Here is a 16,543-nt window from a genome sequence, read left to right on the forward strand (position 1 = left end):
CCTGATGTATGATGTTGCTATTGATCAAGTTTTTTATTAAATTCAAAAATAATGAAAAAGAAAAACACAAGTTAAAGAATGAAGCACATACGGATTTTTTAACTGGCTTAGTAAATCGACGTGGATTAGAGCAACAGATAAAACAAATGCAAGCTAATTTAGCGCCGATGTATGGCTCAGTTGCTATTTTTGATATTGATTACTTTAAGAATATCAATGATAAGCATGGGCATGATATTGGTGATGAATTTATATTATTAATGCCGGAAACTGATTTAATAAAAGCAAAACGATTGTGTGAAGAGTTAAGAAAATCCGCATCAAAAGGAAAGCATCAAAGTAAAGGTATCAGCATTGGCATCACGATGAGCATAGGGCTTGTTGCGTATACTGAAATTCAGAATATAAAGAAAGCGATAAGTTGTGCTGATGAAGCGTTATATAAAGCCAAAGAGCAAGGGCGAAATTGCGTGTGCATCTTGTGATGTTTTTTTGTCAATTCTCTATTGATATCTCATTTGAATGATGCGCTATTTTACTTGAACATCAAAGTAGAATAAAAAGTGATGGAAATCACAAATGCTGCTATACTCCCCCTAAATTTGAAAAGCTGGACATATGGGCCAGTTTTTTTATGTCTATTTGAATAACTAATTGGAATGTACTGTGCTATCAACTGCTAACATCACAATGCAATTTGGCGATAAGCCACTATTTGAAAATATTTCTGTTAAGTTTGGTAACGGTAACCGTTACGGTTTAATCGGTGCTAATGGCTGTGGTAAATCTACCTTTATGAAGATTTTAGGTGGGGAATTAGAGCAGTCTGCCGGTACAGTTTCAACTGATCCTAATGAGCGTATGGCTAAATTAGGCCAAGATCAGTTCGCATTTGAAGAATTCACAGTAATTGACACTGTTATCATGGGTCATAAAGAACTGTGGAAAATCAAAGAAGAGCGTGACCGTATTTATTCTTTACCAGAAATGTCTGATGAAGATGGCATGCGCGTTGGCGATTTAGAAACTGAATTCGCAGAGATGGACGGCTACTCAGCTGAAGCTCGTGCGGGTGAACTTCTATTAGGTCTAGGTCTTCCAGAATCACAACACTTTGGCCTAATGAGCGAAGTTGCTCCAGGTCTTAAAGTTCGTGTTCTTTTAGCACAAGTTCTGTTCGCAGAACCAGATATCATGCTTCTTGATGAACCAACGAACAACTTGGACATGCACACCATTGCGTGGTTAGAAGACGTTCTTCTGGCTCGTAATTGCACAATGATCATCATCTCGCATGACCGTCATTTCTTAAACGCAGTATGTACACACATGGCTGATGTAGATTACGGTGACATTTGTCTGTTCCCTGGTAACTACGACGAATACATGACTGCAGCAACGCAAGCTCGTGAACAACTTCAAGCAGATAACGCTAAGAAGAAAGCGCAAATTGCTGACTTACAAACGTTCGTAAGCCGCTTCTCTGCAAACGCATCAAAAGCAAAACAAGCAACGTCTCGTCAGAAACGTTTGGATAAAATTGAACTAACAGAGATTAAAGCATCAAGCCGTCAATCTCCTTTCATTCGTTTTGACCAAGAAAAACCACTTTTCCGTAACGCATTAGAAGTTGAAGGTCTAAAACAAGGTTACGGCGAAAACATTTTAATCAATGGTGTAAACCTAATGGTTGAAGTGGGTGAGCGCATTGCAATCATCGGTGAAAATGGTATCGGTAAATCAACGTTCCTAAATACATTAGCGGGCGAGATGGAACCAATGTCAGGCATGGTTAAGTGGTCTGAAAATAACAACATTGGTTTTTACGCACAAGACCACGGCCATGATTTCGCTGAAGATCTAAATCTATTAGATTGGATGGGGCAGTGGAAACAAGAAGGCGATGACGAGCAAGTGGTTCGCGGTATTCTTGGTCGCATGCTTTTCTCTCAAAGTGATATTAAGAAATCAGTAAAAGTGATTTCTGGTGGTGAGCAAGGTCGTATGTTATTTGGCAAGCTAATTATGCAAAAGCCAAACATCCTATTAATGGATGAACCAACAAACCACATGGACATGGAATCAATCGAAGCATTGAACTTGGCGCTAGAGAACTACAAAGGTACATTAATGTTTGTATCTCATGACCGTCAGTTTGTATCTTCAATTGCAACACGCATCATCGAAATCACAAAAGATGGCGTGAACGATTTCCACGGTACTTACGAAGAGTACCTAGCAAAACAAGGTCTAAAAGGCTAATTCAGAAACCTAATATTCTGGATAACAAATAAAATGGAAGACTAGAGATAGTCTTCCATTTTTTATGTCTGTGGTAAGTGAATTTCAGTTACTTCAACGTAAGATTATTTAGTAAATACGTTAAACTCTGGAATAGTTGCACGTCCACGTAGTGCTAAGAACTGAAGAAACTGTTTAGGTGTATGCGTAATTATTTTCTCAACGGGAAAGTCTACAGTATCAATAAGTAATTCTACCTTTTCAAACTTACCAATATCCGCACAAAAATGCGCATCACTTCCCGTAGTGATATAAGCGCCTAGATCTTTCGCGACTTGGGCAATGTTATAACAACGGTCAATACTACCAATACGACTCCCCCCTTTAAGCGAGGTATTGTTGATCTCTATAGCGACGTTGTTATCAACCGCACATTGTATGACTTCTTCAAAATTAAAATCAAAATTTGGATTACCCAAGTGGCCTAAGGCATCAATTCGACCTGATTCTATAATCTTGATTAATGCCTGAGTGTGTACTAACTTATTTATAGGAGGAAAAACAGGTTCATGGAAACTAGCAATAACCCAATCAAGGTTTTGATCTACAGAGAGGGGGATGTCTATATCACCTTGAATATTACAAATATTAACTTCACAGCCTCTTATGATGGCAACACCGTGGAGAAAACGAGGTAACACTCTCTGATTACTAAAAAACCAGTAATGAGGAGCACCTGGCATAGAAGAGGCGTGATCAGTCGTGCAAAACATTGGTAAACCAAGCTGAGAAGCTGAAAATGCATTTTCACTGATGGTGCTATAAGCATGACCACTAGCGTAGGTATGGGTATGAGTATCTACTTGAATGCGCATTAGTTTTCTCCTTTAAACTATAATGCGATCAGTATACTAATTTTTGCAACTTTTAGCTTTGACATTTGTCTGACAAAGCGTAGGAAAAAGATAAGTAACATTCATGGTGTTGATGAAAGTGTTAAAAAGAATGAGGTTTGTAATGATGAATGCAGAAACTTTAAAAGTTGAATTAAATCAGCTAACAGTCTATCAATTACGAAACCTTCAGCATGCGGTAAATAAAAAGCTGAAGGAAAAAACATCAGTAAAAATTGAGTCAAGTAATGAACTATTAACTGATGAAGAACTAGATATGTTAGCTGAAGTTATGAAAAACTAACCCACAAATAACCAAACAGCGACACCAATCATCAAACTGCCTGAAATTCGGTTCATTATTTTCACGTTATTGGAATGACCAAGTACGCGTTTAAGACCTTTACCGCCAACGGCATAAAGTGTCATACATAAGAACTCACAGATTAAAATAATAGATACAAGTGCAATTAATTGCGGTGCAATGGCATTACTTCCGTCAATAAAGGGTGGCAGTAGAGAAACCATAAATGCCCAACCTTTCGGGTTAGCAATTGCCGTAACAAAACCTTGAACCACTAAATCCCAATCTTTTCCTTTTGGCGCTTCCGTAGCCTCTCCAGTCATAGCAAGCTTTCCTTTTGAACGCCACATTTGAACGCCGATATAAGCAAGATAACTAGCACCTACCGCTTTAAACGCAGTAAATAACCATGGATAATTAAGCATTACTGCTGCCACACCTAATACTGCTGAAACAGCAACAATAGCTACGCCAACGAGCTCTCCCATCATCATCCAAAGTGTGCGTTTATAACCGATGCTCATTCCTAGACTAAGTGCTAATGTCATGCACATGCCTGGAGTAACAGAGACGAAAAAAAAGGTAGGGACAAAAGCCCATAAAATAGTCGTATTCATTCTGATTAATAGATAAAAAGTACAGAAAAACAGAGTACGGAAATTAAAGTGAAATGCAATGTAAATGTTTACACTATAATGTTAATTTTATTAATAGTGTTATATGAATCAACGTAGTTTATTTTTTAAATAGCGAATAAAAAGCTGTGTTCGAGTGTGTTCATAATCTAAAGTTGGGTAGTAAGCATTGACCGATATGTGATCGGTTGTCATCTCAGGCAAGACCGAAACTAGATTACCCGAGTCAATGTCATCTATTAGCATTTGCTTACTGGCTAATAAGATCCCCATTCCTCGCTTTGCGGCATGAAATAAAGCTTCTGGATTTGTTGTGGCAAAATTTCCTCGTAAAGTAACCCGTTTACCATTCGCCAGTTTTATCTCTCGTACCGGTCGTTCGCCCCAAATCAACATATTATGACGTTTTAGTTCATCGACATTATTTGGTAAACCATGCTTAGCGATATATTCTTTTGAAGCAAAAAAACCAGAGTGATGTTCAAAAAGAGGCGTAGATTTATAACTAAAGGTATTGAGTTGTTCTAGCTCACGACTGATAAAAACATCGACATTATTTTCAGGCACTTGCCCTGGCAGGGTTGTGATCAACTGAACTTTAATCTTTGGGTAAGTTGCTAGAAATTCATCCAAATATTTGATGATAAATTTAGACCCGACAGCAAGCGTTGCTCCTATTTTTAATAACCCTGTTGGTGTCTGGTTGATAGCGCGAGTTTCATCAACTAAATGCTGCCATTGGTCCAATTGTAGCCGGGCACGTTGATAAAATAGAATGCCCGCTTCAGTTTGATGAACAGATCGAGTCGTTCGAGTTAATAACTGCACTCCAACCCGATCTTCAAGCCAATTGATGCGTTTACTAATAGCAGAACCTGAGGTGTTCATTTGAAAAGCAGCGGCATTAAAGCTGCCTTCCTCTACTACTTTTATGTAACTTCTAACGCACTCTATCCAATCCATGATTAATTCCTATTAGGACGCAATGTGATTCCTCTAGTTGCTATTATCAATAATATTGATTGAATGTAAACTGGCTAAATGAATAAAAATAAGACACAAACGCTGCCATCAGGTCGCTTAAATAAAACGCCATTACTTCTTGCTATGATGATCATTGCGACGGGGCAAGTCGGCGTGAGTATTTATTTGCCATCCCTTCCACTAATAAGCCAAGATCTTGGGGTTTCGTCTTCTGATGCTCAACTTCTCGTCACGCTTTTTTTAGTTGGCTTTGGTGGTTCACAGCTGTTTTATGGCCCTTTGTCTGATGCACTTGGACGACGGCCAATATTTATTTTAGGGCAGGGGATTTATTTGTTAGGGACATTTGTCTGTTTTGCTATGACAGATAATTTTACCGCGTTAGTGTTTGGTAGATTACTTCAAGGCCTTGGAGCGGGCAGTGCATCGGTACTTGGTCGAAGTGTGTTAAGGGACAGTTACAGTGGACATCACTTAACCAAGGCAATGTCTTATATTTCGATAACTGCGTCTATATTGCCGATACTTGCGCCGGTAATTGGAGGTTGGATCGCTTGGCACTTTAGTTGGCAATGGGTATTTGGTTTTGTGCTTATTTATTTAATGAGCATTTTAACTATTGGTTATTTTATCTTGCCAGAAACCTTGCCGTATAAGCCCGAGAAGTTCAGTATCCTTCAAACATTACGAGACTATGGTTCTTTATTTGGTAATGCTCAAGTGATCTCAAGTGCGAGCTTAAACTGGGTGAGCTATTTAAGTAGTTTGGTTTCGGTCTCTTTATTGCCCTTTTTGCTTCAAGATGGGTTAGGGCTTACTGCGGCTGAATATGGAGAAGTGATGATTATCCCATCTGCAGGGCTCATGATCGGTAGCTTTATTCTCAATAGCTTAAATAAACGTTGTAGTGTTATTCAATTGATGGGAATAGCGCTCGGGATAATGACAATATCAGGCTTATCATTGGTGTTTTTTGAAACCTCACTGTTTTCACTGGTTTTTGGATTCACATTACTCGCAGTAGCTCAGGGCATTTCATTCCCACTCTCTATTAATTTATTACTGGCTCCACATACTAAAAAAGTAGGGACAATCTCGGCCTTATCAGGCTCTGTTCAAATGTGCTTAGCGGGATTACTTGGCGGTTATTTGGTGAAGGACTGGGTGACTGATCAAAACAGTTTAGGTTTCTTTTATTTACTGATCACAGTGATCATGCTCGTTGTTTTATTATGGAATAAGCAAGTTCAATCTGATAATAATCAATAAAATCAATTTACTACAGGTTCTTTAGTGAAGAGTTCTGGTTTTCTTAATCTAGATAAAAGTAATCTGATGTTTAATTTTGCAAAAGTAAAAATAACCAAAGCTATATATTGAATTTTTAATTTAATGTGAAGTAAAGCACTGTATAGTTTGATTTATCAGCATTTCTGCATAAATAATAAAGATGTAAATCATTTGTTAACTTACTGCAGGGGGCATCATGTTACATTCACACGGTACAACATTGCAGCTGACACAATTAAGTCATGCTGCGGTTCATCAACTCGCACCTTCATTTTCTGGTTTGCCTAAAACGTTACACGCTGATGGTAACTTTCGCTTAAGACGTTATTCCGTTATTCGAATGGTAAACGAGAAAGTGGTAGAAACAAATAAACATAACTTTGTGCAAAGTGAAGAGATTAACCATTACCAAGGTGATGTCATTCGTGAGTTTGAAGGCATTGAAAGTGATATTTTGCACAGTGAAGGCATGGCTGAAATGTGTCAGGTCTTTATGGAGCTTAATCATTTACCAAATGGGCAAGAGATTGAAATACATCAAATGCGCATTGCCGCGATTTATGAAGAAACTCAAATTGCTCCAGAAGGCGTTCATCAAGATGGTTTCGATCATATCGCGTTGATCGGTATTGATCGTTCAAATATCGAAGGAGGAGAATTACTTGTATACAAAGACTCAAACGAAGATCCGTTTTTTAGAAAAATTTTAGAAGATGGTGAAGTCGCTATGGTTGATGATAGAAAACTATGGCACAACGGCAAGCCAATTCGATTGATAGAACAAGGTCATGAAGGGCATATGGATGTATTTGTATTAACCGCAAAGGATAACCTTGATGACTTTCACGCCTGAGCAAGCCCGTTCACAATTTCCATCTTTAGCGCAAACAACTAATGAGCTTCCGGTTGTATTTCTAGATGGCCCGGGAGGCTCTCAAGTGCCTAATTCTGTATTAGCAGCAATGACAGAATACCTTGGTTATTCTAACTCCAATCTAGGCGGGCATTTTTTTTCAAGCCAAATAACGAATAATGTAATGGATACTGCTCGCTCTTCTTGTGCTGCGTTAGTAAATGCACCAAGCAGTAGCAATATTGTTTTTGGGGCGAATATGACTTCGTTGACGTTTCAGCTAAGTCGAGCGATAAGCCGAGAATGGAAAGCGGGAGATGAGATTATCGTTACGGCATTGGATCACTATTCGAACGTATCTAGTTGGCAGCAAGCCGCAGAAGATAAAGGGGTCATTGTTCACCAAGTTCGAGTTAATACCACTGATTGCACGTTAGATATGGATCATTTTTATTCGCTGCTGTCTGATAAAACCAAGTTGGTTGCCACGACATTCGCTTCTAATACCACAGGCTCTTTAGTTGATGTGAAGTCGATGACTAACGCTGCACATGGTGTTGATGCGATGGTGTATGTTGATGCGGTTCACTACGCCCCTCATCATTTAATTGATGTGCAAGATCTTGATTGTGATTTTTTAGCCTGCTCAGCGTATAAATTTTTTGGCCCCCATGTCGGTATTGCTTATGTGTCTACCAAATGGTTACAAACGCTTTCGCCATATAAAGTTGAACCCGCCACAAATATAGGACCAGGCCGATTTGAGACGGGCACACAAAGCTTTGAAGGGCTGGCTGGCGTTACAGCAGCTATTGAGTATTTGGCTCAATGGGGAGCAAAAGAGGCGAGTTTACGAGAAAGGCTTATCTCTAGTTTTATTCAGTACGAGCAACATGAATTAGCATTGACGCACTATTTTTTAAATAAATTAGAGAGTAGGCCTTGGATTTTATTGTTTGGTATTAGTGATCCTGAAAATTGCATTAATCGGACACCAACGTTTGCTATTCGATTTCAAGACCATACACCAGAAGTAGTAGCTAAAGAATTAGGTTTGCATAATGTGTGTGTATGGAATGGGCATTTTTATGCGCTTGGCTTAGTTAAGCAGTTAAATCTAGAAGCGTATGGGGGTGTTGTTCGGATTGGATTTATGCATTACAACACCGTCGATGAAATAGACTACTTATTTTCGTTATTAGATGCACTGGCATAAAACGCAGCAATGTCTTTTAAATCTTGATCATTGAGTCGTTGCAACTGGGCCTTCATCATTTGTGCTAGGGGGCCCTTTCTTTCGTCATTTTGATACGATTTCATTGAGCTATATAAATACATTTCATTTTGCATATCTAAATTAGGGTAGCTTGAGTTCATCGCCTTTCCTGTTTCACCATGACAAAAAATACAGCTTGGCGCTTTTAATTTACCTTTAACAGGATCACCTAATGTATTTGCGTAAGTGGTGTTTGAAGCGCAAAGCAGGGCAATCAAAATCCATTTAATCATTATCGTTAGCTTTTACTCATATTAATGTTAATTTTCATATTAAGTTATTGTTGATGCATGAACAATGAAAAGTGTCAGTTTTTTAGCTATATTTACTACTAAATCACATAAGCTAACATCTTGTTTCTTTGATAGAAATGAATTTAATTGTCACCATTGTTTTTATTTGAGAGTGAGCTTTGAATTCTGTGTATTAATTCAAGATATAACAAATAAAAACGGTCTATAGTTTACAGAGTGATCCAAATAGTAATCTCTTCCGTAGTAGTCTTAAATTATTATGGAGGTAGATATGCAAACTCAGCACATAGAAGTGAGCAGTCGATTGAACTCTAGTTATAAGCCGATACAAAATGAAGAGGATGTCGCCAAGCTAGATTCTTGGTTAAATCTGGTGGGTGAAACTCAAGATAAAGTGGCATTTTCACAGTTATTTTCTTGGTTTGCGCCCAAGATCCGCGCCTACGGAATTAAAAAATTTAATGATCCAACCTTAGCTATGGATTTGGTTCAAGAAACCATGACGTTAGTGTGGCGAAAAGCGGCTTTGTTTAATCAGACCAAAGGAAATGCATCAGGGTGGATTTTTACCGTAATGCGAAATCACAGTTTTGATATGTTACGTAAAATGCAATCAAATAAGGAAGATACAATCAGTAGTGATTTATGGCCACTATTTGATAAGCAAGTAGAAACAAAAGAAACCGATTGGTTAGAGTCAAAACAGTTACATCGTTTAGTAGGTTTGCTACCACAGGCACAAAGAGTGGTTGTTGAAGGTCTGTATATTCAAGGATTAACTCAACATGAACTCTCAGAGCACCTAGGTCAGCCCATAGGGACGATAAAATCCAGACTACGCCTAGCATTGAGTAAATTAAGACAGGAGTATGAGAATGACTAATATTACTTACCATCCAAGCGATGAGCTGTTGCGTTCTCATGCCAATGGCGAATTACCGGAGTCTCTTTCTGTTGCGGTGTCTCTACATTGTGAGTTGTGCTCAGAATGTAAAAACAAGGTTGAGGCTATCAGCCAAGAGTTAGCAAAAATGACATGGCAAAGTAACAGCCAGACTATGTGCACAGAAAGTAATGAACCAACGGTTGATTATACAACAATGTTGGAAAGCATTATGCAATTAGACACAGACGATTCTTATCTTATGTCTACACCGACATATCATGTCTCTATTGCTGATAAAACATTTGAAGTACCGTATTTATTGCATCGATATGATGACTTGAAATGGAATCAATTAGGCGCAGTGAGTCGTGCTCGTCTTATTGAAGAGCAAGACACACGATCAAATCTATTGCATATCGCTGCAGGAGGAGAGATCCCAAATCATACCCATAAAGGGTTTGAGTTGACCTTACTACTTGATGGCAGTTTTCAAGACGAATCTGGTCATTATCAAAAAGGTGATTTCATCTGGTTAGACGCCTCACATGAACATAGCCCCAAAACGACTGAAGGTTGCTTGTGTTATACGGTTCAAAATGCTCCGCTTCATTTTACAAAAGGATTAAGTAAATTATTTAATCCCATTGGTGGCTTATTGTATTAATGGTCACAGGAAGTGAACCATTTTATCAGTGGTTACGTATCTATAAGTAACTAATTACTGATAAAGGTATTGGCAGTGAGCATGAATTAAATAATGGCTCACTGCACTAACACAAGGACGCACATGATGATCTATTCTCCTTTTGTTGAAAGGTTCATAAAACTATATGGAGATCTAAATAAACAGACTCTTCATTATTTAGCTGAGCTTTATTCACAAGACATCCAATTTATTGATGCAGTCCATGAAATCAATGGATTAAACGATCTCGAAAGTTACTTTGAACATTTATACAGTAATTTGAAAGAGTGCCATTTCCATGTTCACCATGTTGTTGAAAAAGAAACCCCAACAGGAGGGGAAGCCTCTCTTTTTTGGACGATGCGCTATATTCATCCTAAGATAAATAAAGGAGAGCAAATCACGGTTGAGGGAACAACGCTCATAAAATTCACCGACAAGGTGCACTACCATCGTGATTATATTGATATGGGACAGATGCTTTATGAGCACCTTCCAATTATTGGCCCAATGGTGAAATTCATCAAAAAGAGGGTGCAATCATGAAAACAGTTTTAATTACAGGGGCAACGTCAGGCATAGGTTTATCCCTTGTTCATGCTTATCTAAAACAAGGAGATAAAGTGTATGCCTGCGGTCGAAACTTCAGTGTTTATGAAGAATCAGAAACTTTATTGGAAGCAAGGCAGAAGTTGCAATTGATGGAAGTGTCTTTTGACTTAACCGATAGTCAATCAATTTTAACTTCACTCAATGATATTGAATCGCTAGATATTGCCATTTTGAATGCAGGCACTTGCGAATACATCGATAATGCAGAGCATTTTGATGGCGCTTTGTTCGAGCGAGTGATTCAAACCAATGTCATTTCAATAGGTTATTGTTTGCAGGTATTGATACCAAAGATGAAGTATGGGGCTCATCTTGCGTTAATGGGATCAAGTGCTTCTTATGTCCCATTTCAACGAGCTGAAGCCTATGGAGCAAGTAAAGCGGCGATCCATTACCTTGCAAAGTCTTTGCAATTAGACATTCCAGCAGAGCGCTTAACCATAAGTGTGATTGCTCCAGGATTTGTGAAAACCCCATTAACTAATAAAAATGATTTTCCAATGCCAATGTTGATTGAAGTAAGCCAAGCGGCATCGCACATCATTAGTGGCATCACCAAAAATAAAAAACATATTCATTTTCCATTTCCATTTACGAGTTTTCTAATTGTTATGGGCAGTTTGCCTGATCGTATTTGGCAGTGGGTCGCATTAAGGATGAAACGATAATGAAGAAAATTGCAATAGTAGGAAGTGGCATCTCAGGGCTAGTATGCGCCTACGTACTCAGTCGTAAGTATCATGTTACCTTATTTGAAGCCAATGATTATATTGGGGGTCACACCGCGACAAAGCGAGTAATTGCAGAAGGAAAAGAGTGGGACATTGATACCGGGTTTATTGTTTTTAATGACCGAACCTACCCTAATTTTATTGAATTGCTCTCACAACTTGGAATTAAAGGCCAAGAGAGTGAAATGAGTTTCAGTGTTAAAAACGTGATATCAGGCCTCGAGTATAATGGCCATAACTTAAATACATTATTTGCACAGCGCTCTAATATTTTTAATACTAAATTTTTGTCATTAATCAGTGAAATATTACGTTTTAACAAGCAGTGTAAAGAGTTGTGGGAAAGAGAGCATATTGATACTGATAGTACATTAGGCGATATGCTTTATGATGATGGTTACAGTACCTATTTTGCTGAGCATTATATTTTACCTATGGGGGCAGCAATTTGGTCATCTAGTTTGCAAGATATGAAGGCATTTCCATTGCACTTCTTTATTCGATTTTTCCATAATCATGGACTACTAGATATTGCCAATCGGCCACAATGGTACGTTATTCCTAATGGTTCATCTTCGTATATATCCCCTTTAATCGAGCGTTTTAAAGATAACATTCATCTCAATAGCCCAGTAACAGGGATTTCTCGTCATAGCGAGAGCGTATCATTAACCATAAAAAATACAGAGGTCCATGAGTTTGATGAAGTGATCTTAGCTTGTCACAGCAATCAATCCTTAGCGATGTTAACGGATGTCACCAACCGAGAAAAAGAGGTGCTATCTAAGCTTACTTATCAAGAGAATGAAGTGGTGTTACATACGGATGAAACCTTGTTACCTATGCAAAAGCGTGCGTGGGCAGCGTGGAATTACCACCTTGATGTTACAGATAAAAATAGGCCATCAAGCGTTACTTATAATATGAATATATTACAAGGGCTTAACACCGAAGATACGACATTTTGTGTTACCTTAAATAATTCCCCGCTAATCAATGAAAGTAAGATTTTAGGATCTTATAAATACGATCACCCAGTATTTAATGCAGATACTATCTCATCACAACAGCGTCGAAATGAAATTTGTGGACATAATCATACGCACTTTGCCGGTGCGTATTGGTATAACGGATTTCATGAAGATGGAGTTAGAAGTGCATTAGATGTTTGTCAGCGATTTGGATTAAGTTTATGACGCATTCTTGTCTTTATCATGGAGAGGTGAGGCACAGACGCTTTCAAACCAGAGCGCATAGCTTTAGTTATGAGATGTTTTTTCTCGCCCTCGATTTGGATGAGTTAGAGGAGTTTGAATCCATCGGTTGGCTTAAAAAAAACAAGTTTTCACCTCTCTCTTTTAATCGACGCGATTACTTAGGCGAAGAAGGGGAGCCACTAAAGAATTCGGTATGGAACAAAGTCGCTGAGCTAGGTGGAGATGCATTAAATACCCGGGTATTATTTGTCGGCCAAGTACGTTGTTTTGGTGTCTATTTCAGCCCTATCAATTTGTATTATTGTTACGATAGAAATGACCAGTTAACGTATTTGTTAGCGGAGGTGAGTAATACTCCATGGAATCAAACCCACTATTATTTGATCAAGATGAAATCAGATAAAGTGATAGATAAAACGTTTCATGTTTCTCCTTTTTTGAATCTTGATATGAAATATCATTGGATGATTAAAGAGCCTAATAAGCACCTTTCACTTCATTTAGAAAACAGAGGGTTAGAGCAACAAGAGAAGATCTTTGATGCAACAATAGCAATGACACGAAAATCACTTTCAGCAAAAAATATTCAACAGCAAGTGATCTCAATCCCGATGATGACCGTAAAGATAGTATATGGAATTTACTGGCAGGCACTGAAATTATTTTTAAAACGGATCCCATTCGTGCCTTATCCAAAAAATTAAGGAGAACAGCGATGTTGAATAATCAAGACGTATCAGCGATTCAAAAAAATGAAACCAAGCCAGTGAGCTGGATAGATAAAATGACGCGTAAAGTGTTACTCGACTATTTAGCCAAAATGACACAAGCATCACTAACGATTAATGATGAATTAGGACAAGTTATTTTAGGTAATAAAGAAGCAAGCTTAGCTGCCGTTGTTGAAATTCATAATATGGAAGCATACAGAAAAATATTGTTTGGTGGTGGGATTGGTGCAAGTGAAGCGTATGTTTCAGGCTGGTGGACTAGCCCTAATTTAACAAAAGTAATTCAAGTATTAGGCCGTGAACAAGGTGTATTGGATAGAGTAGAGAACCGATTTAGTAAGATTATTCAGTTCTTTGATTTACTTAATCACAAGCGAAATAAAAATACAGAGCAAGGCTCAAAGAAAAATATACTTGCCCATTATGATTTGGGTAATGAAATGTACAAAACGTTTCTTGATAAAGAGATGCTCTATTCAAGCGCTATTTACCCAAATGCGAATGCTAACCTTGAAGAGGCGCAATTATTTAAACTGAAGACAATCTGTGAGCGTTTAGAGCTTAAACAAGGGGAAACATTACTTGAAATTGGTACTGGTTGGGGCGCATTAGCTATTTATGCCGCACAGCATTATGGTGTAAAAGTCACGACGACCACTATATCTGATGCCCAATACGAATACGCAGAGCAAAAAGTAAAGTCTTTAGGGTTAGAAGATTCAATTACATTACTAAAGCAAGATTATCGAACCTTAGAGGGTCAATACGATAAATTAGTGTCAATTGAAATGATCGAAGCGGTTGGACATGAATATTTAAGTACCTTCTTTGATGTGTGTAGTCGTCATTTAAAACCAGAAGGTAAAATGTTGATTCAAGCGATTACTATTTCAGATCAACGTTATGATAGTTATCGTAAAAGTGTCGATTTCATTCAACGCTATATTTTCCCCGGAGGTTGCCTGCCTTCAGTTAGTGTCATGGCGAATAAAGTCGCAGAGAATACCGACATGGTGATCACCTCGTTAAATGATATCGGTCTAGATTACGCTAAAACCTTGAATCACTGGTATCAACGATTTGATAAGTCGGCAGCAGAGCTAAAACAAATGGGTTATGGCGACGACTTTATCCGATTGTGGAAATTTTATCTTTGTTACTGCGAAGGGGGATTTCTAGAACGTAAAATCAGTACGGTTCATCTTGTCGCTGCTAAACCACAACATGGAGTGTGTTAGTTAACCGCTATTTATATTATACCAATCTGGATAAACTTTGAATGATAGTGCATCTAGGTTGGTATTATAGGAGGCTTCAATGTTACGTTATTTCCCCCTCATTAATGCAGTTTGGTTTCAATTGGTTTGGTTTTCTGTGATCCTTTATCAACAGCAAGCGATCCCTTTTTTATTAGTTTCAATATTACTTCATCTTTTAGTATCACCAACACGAAAAATAGACTTTTATTTACTCATTTTAATTTCGCTGTTAGGTATTTTTGGTGATGTGTTATTGTCATTTACTGGCGTGTATCAATTTCCAAATAATGCACTTATTCCTGTTTGGCTTATTTTATTATGGTGTCATTTTGGTTTTGCTATTAATCACAGTTTAGGTTGGTTATCACGCTTTCATCTTGGTTTAATTGCTTTACTTGGTGCGATTGCTGGGCCATTAAACTATTTAGCAGGTCATCGATTAGGGGCTGTAGATTTCTCATATTCATATCAAATCACTTTATTTTCAATTGGAGTGATCTGGGCAGTCAACTTACCCGTATTTATTATTATTCAAAGACGCTTAAGAGCAAGAATAAATAATGAGGGAAAGAGTTATGAAACAATTGATAAATATACTCACAATAGTAAGCCTGTTAACAATAAATAGTGTCGTAGCCGCGCCGTTACAAGGTTTGCAAAGTAGTGGTAAATCAGAACTGTCATGGTTTTTAATCTCAGTGTATGAGGCACAACTTTTTACCAGTTCGGGAAAATTTCAGTATGGTCAATATCCACAGGCGCTCGAGATTGAATATTATCGTAACATCACTAAAGAAAACTTAATTAAAGCGACTAAAGAGCAGTGGGAAGAGCAATCAATTAAACACCCTGATTTAGATTCGTGGCTGCTTGAATTAGAGCAAGTATTTCCAGATGTAAAACCTGAAGATAAATTGGTTTTTAGCATTGATGAGATAGGGAATAATCAGTTTTTTCTAAATGATAAACCGATTGGAAAAATCGCAAGTAAAGATTTTTCTCAACTGTTCCTTGATATTTGGGTGTCTGAAAAAACCACTTACCCTGAATTGCGACTTGAATTAATAGGAGAAAAATAATGAAAATAATTCTCGTATTTATCGTTAGCGTTATTTTATTAGGCTGTTCTTCGCAGGACATCAATGATTATGCGGATAATAAGCCAGTGTTTTCGATGACTTCTTTTTTTCAAGGTGATTTAAAAGCAGAGGGGATAGTAAAAGGTTTTAATGGAAGAGTAATAAGAACATTTACTGCTGATCTTCAAGCCAGTTGGAATGACAAAACACTGACCTTAGATGAACAATTCTTATTCAGTGATGGTGAAAAGCAAAATCGAACTTGGGTTATACAAGAAATAGGAGAGAACCGCTACACAGGAACGGCTAATGATATCCCAGAAGAAGCCAGTGGTATAAGCGCAGGAAATGCACTTAATTGGCAATATGCGATGGTATTGAATGTTGATGATTCAGAATATAACGTTGAATTTGATGATTGGATTTATCAAATATCAGATAATGTGGTGATAAACCAAACTGTTATTTATAAATGGGGTGTACAAGTCGGTGAAGTCGTACTTGTTATCCGAAAATAAAAGTAATTAGTAACTACCTTGAAATCAAAAATGACACTAAGCCAAAACCACTCACTTTAATTCCCTCGTCGAAGTGAGTGGTTTTATTTCTTATT

The 16,543-nt window shown here is 37.8% G+C and carries 20 protein-coding genes; 16 read left to right on the forward strand and 4 right to left on the reverse strand.

The features are described from left to right. Nucleotides 1-20 precede the first annotated feature (20 nt). Together PVK70_RS15125 and PVK70_RS15130 are read left to right on the forward strand one after the other, a co-directional pair. Complete coding sequence (locus PVK70_RS15125) at nt 21-485, forward strand: GGDEF domain-containing protein (RefSeq protein WP_165367220.1); 465 nt, start codon at nt 21-23, stop codon at nt 483-485. Between the two features lie 181 nt (nt 486-666). Then, nucleotides 667-2,262 carry an ABC-F family ATPase gene (locus PVK70_RS15130; RefSeq protein ID WP_130048839.1) on the forward strand — a complete coding sequence of 532 codons (1,596 nt, stop codon included), beginning with the start codon at nt 667-669 and terminating at the stop codon, nt 2,260-2,262. 104 nt (nt 2,263-2,366) lie between these two features. On the opposite strand, the gene PVK70_RS15135 is transcribed toward PVK70_RS15130, so the two are convergent. Then, nucleotides 2,367-3,116, reverse strand: coding sequence for a phosphatase (locus PVK70_RS15135; protein ID WP_130066628.1), 750 nt, complete (start codon nt 3,114-3,116; stop codon nt 2,367-2,369). A 142-nt stretch (nt 3,117-3,258) separates the two neighbouring features. On the opposite strand from PVK70_RS15135, the gene PVK70_RS15140 reads away from it, so the two are divergent. Beyond that, nucleotides 3,259-3,438 carry a hypothetical protein gene (locus PVK70_RS15140; protein WP_130048841.1) on the forward strand — a complete coding sequence of 60 codons (180 nt, stop codon included), beginning with the start codon at nt 3,259-3,261 and terminating at the stop codon, nt 3,436-3,438. Here PVK70_RS15140 and PVK70_RS15145 read toward each other — a convergent pair. After that, nucleotides 3,435-4,055, reverse strand: a complete 621-nt coding sequence (locus PVK70_RS15145; RefSeq protein ID WP_130048842.1) for a LysE family translocator — start codon at nt 4,053-4,055, stop codon at nt 3,435-3,437. The genes PVK70_RS15140 and PVK70_RS15145 overlap by 4 nt on opposite strands. A gap of 108 nt (nt 4,056-4,163) precedes the next feature. Beyond that, nucleotides 4,164-5,036, reverse strand: a complete 873-nt coding sequence (locus PVK70_RS15150) for a LysR family transcriptional regulator (protein ID WP_130048843.1) — start codon at nt 5,034-5,036, stop codon at nt 4,164-4,166. 78 nt (nt 5,037-5,114) lie between these two features. On the opposite strand from PVK70_RS15150, the gene PVK70_RS15155 reads away from it, so the two are divergent. From PVK70_RS15155 to PVK70_RS15165, 3 genes are all read left to right on the forward strand, one after another. Beyond that, on the forward strand, nt 5,115-6,326 hold the full coding sequence (locus PVK70_RS15155; protein WP_130048844.1) for a multidrug effflux MFS transporter: 1,212 nt from the start codon (nt 5,115-5,117) through the stop codon (nt 6,324-6,326). 217 nt (nt 6,327-6,543) lie between these two features. Then, a complete protein-coding gene (locus PVK70_RS15160; RefSeq protein WP_130048845.1) occupies nt 6,544-7,200 on the forward strand; it encodes a 2OG-Fe dioxygenase family protein in 657 nt (218 codons plus the stop codon). Continuing rightward, nucleotides 7,184-8,416 (forward strand): cysteine desulfurase-like protein, encoded by a 1,233-nt coding sequence (locus PVK70_RS15165; protein WP_130048846.1) that lies wholly within the window; start codon nt 7,184-7,186, stop codon nt 8,414-8,416. The genes PVK70_RS15160 and PVK70_RS15165 overlap by 17 nt, the downstream gene beginning before the upstream one ends. Here PVK70_RS15165 and PVK70_RS15170 read toward each other — a convergent pair. Further along, complete coding sequence (locus PVK70_RS15170; RefSeq protein WP_130043676.1) at nt 8,383-8,709, reverse strand: c-type cytochrome; 327 nt, start codon at nt 8,707-8,709, stop codon at nt 8,383-8,385. The genes PVK70_RS15165 and PVK70_RS15170 overlap by 34 nt on opposite strands. A 292-nt stretch (nt 8,710-9,001) precedes the next feature. On the opposite strand from PVK70_RS15170, the gene PVK70_RS15175 reads away from it, so the two are divergent. The 10 genes from PVK70_RS15175 to PVK70_RS15220 all read left to right on the forward strand — a co-directional run bounded on the left by PVK70_RS15175 (nt 9,002) and on the right by PVK70_RS15220 (nt 16,448). Further along, entirely contained in the window at nt 9,002-9,613 is a 612-nt protein-coding gene (locus tag PVK70_RS15175; protein ID WP_130048847.1) for a sigma-70 family RNA polymerase sigma factor, read from the forward strand. Further along, nucleotides 9,606-10,280 carry a ChrR family anti-sigma-E factor gene (locus PVK70_RS15180; protein ID WP_130048848.1) on the forward strand — a complete coding sequence of 225 codons (675 nt, stop codon included), beginning with the start codon at nt 9,606-9,608 and terminating at the stop codon, nt 10,278-10,280. The genes PVK70_RS15175 and PVK70_RS15180 overlap by 8 nt, the downstream gene beginning before the upstream one ends. Before the next feature lie 123 nt (nt 10,281-10,403). Continuing rightward, a complete protein-coding gene (locus tag PVK70_RS15185; protein ID WP_242504808.1) occupies nt 10,404-10,847 on the forward strand; it encodes a nuclear transport factor 2 family protein in 444 nt (147 codons plus the stop codon). After that, on the forward strand, nt 10,844-11,581 hold the full coding sequence (locus PVK70_RS15190) for an SDR family NAD(P)-dependent oxidoreductase (protein WP_130048849.1): 738 nt from the start codon (nt 10,844-10,846) through the stop codon (nt 11,579-11,581). The genes PVK70_RS15185 and PVK70_RS15190 overlap by 4 nt, the downstream gene beginning before the upstream one ends. After that, the gene (locus PVK70_RS15195) at nt 11,581-12,840 is read left to right on the forward strand and encodes an NAD(P)/FAD-dependent oxidoreductase (RefSeq protein ID WP_130048850.1); all 1,260 of its coding nucleotides are present in this window, start codon (nt 11,581-11,583) and stop codon (nt 12,838-12,840) included. The genes PVK70_RS15190 and PVK70_RS15195 overlap by 1 nt, the downstream gene beginning before the upstream one ends. Next, nucleotides 12,837-13,565, forward strand: coding sequence for a DUF1365 domain-containing protein (locus PVK70_RS15200; protein ID WP_130048851.1), 729 nt, complete (start codon nt 12,837-12,839; stop codon nt 13,563-13,565). The genes PVK70_RS15195 and PVK70_RS15200 overlap by 4 nt, the downstream gene beginning before the upstream one ends. A gap of 11 nt (nt 13,566-13,576) precedes the next feature. Further along, entirely contained in the window at nt 13,577-14,830 is a 1,254-nt protein-coding gene (locus PVK70_RS15205; RefSeq protein WP_130048852.1) for an SAM-dependent methyltransferase, read from the forward strand. A 79-nt stretch (nt 14,831-14,909) separates the two neighbouring features. After that, nucleotides 14,910-15,479 (forward strand): DUF2878 domain-containing protein, encoded by a 570-nt coding sequence (locus PVK70_RS15210; RefSeq protein WP_130048853.1) that lies wholly within the window; start codon nt 14,910-14,912, stop codon nt 15,477-15,479. Beyond that, on the forward strand, nt 15,427-15,930 hold the full coding sequence (locus tag PVK70_RS15215; protein ID WP_130048854.1) for a chalcone isomerase family protein: 504 nt from the start codon (nt 15,427-15,429) through the stop codon (nt 15,928-15,930). The genes PVK70_RS15210 and PVK70_RS15215 overlap by 53 nt, the downstream gene beginning before the upstream one ends. Next, entirely contained in the window at nt 15,930-16,448 is a 519-nt protein-coding gene (locus PVK70_RS15220; protein WP_130048855.1) for a DUF3833 domain-containing protein, read from the forward strand. Before PVK70_RS15215 ends, PVK70_RS15220 begins: the two co-directional genes overlap by 1 nt. The last annotated feature ends 95 nt before the right edge of the window (nt 16,449-16,543 follow it).

The sequence above is a fragment of the Aliivibrio sp. A6 genome, from assembly GCF_028765505.1.
Lineage (GTDB): Bacteria > Pseudomonadota > Gammaproteobacteria > Enterobacterales > Vibrionaceae > Aliivibrio > Aliivibrio finisterrensis_A.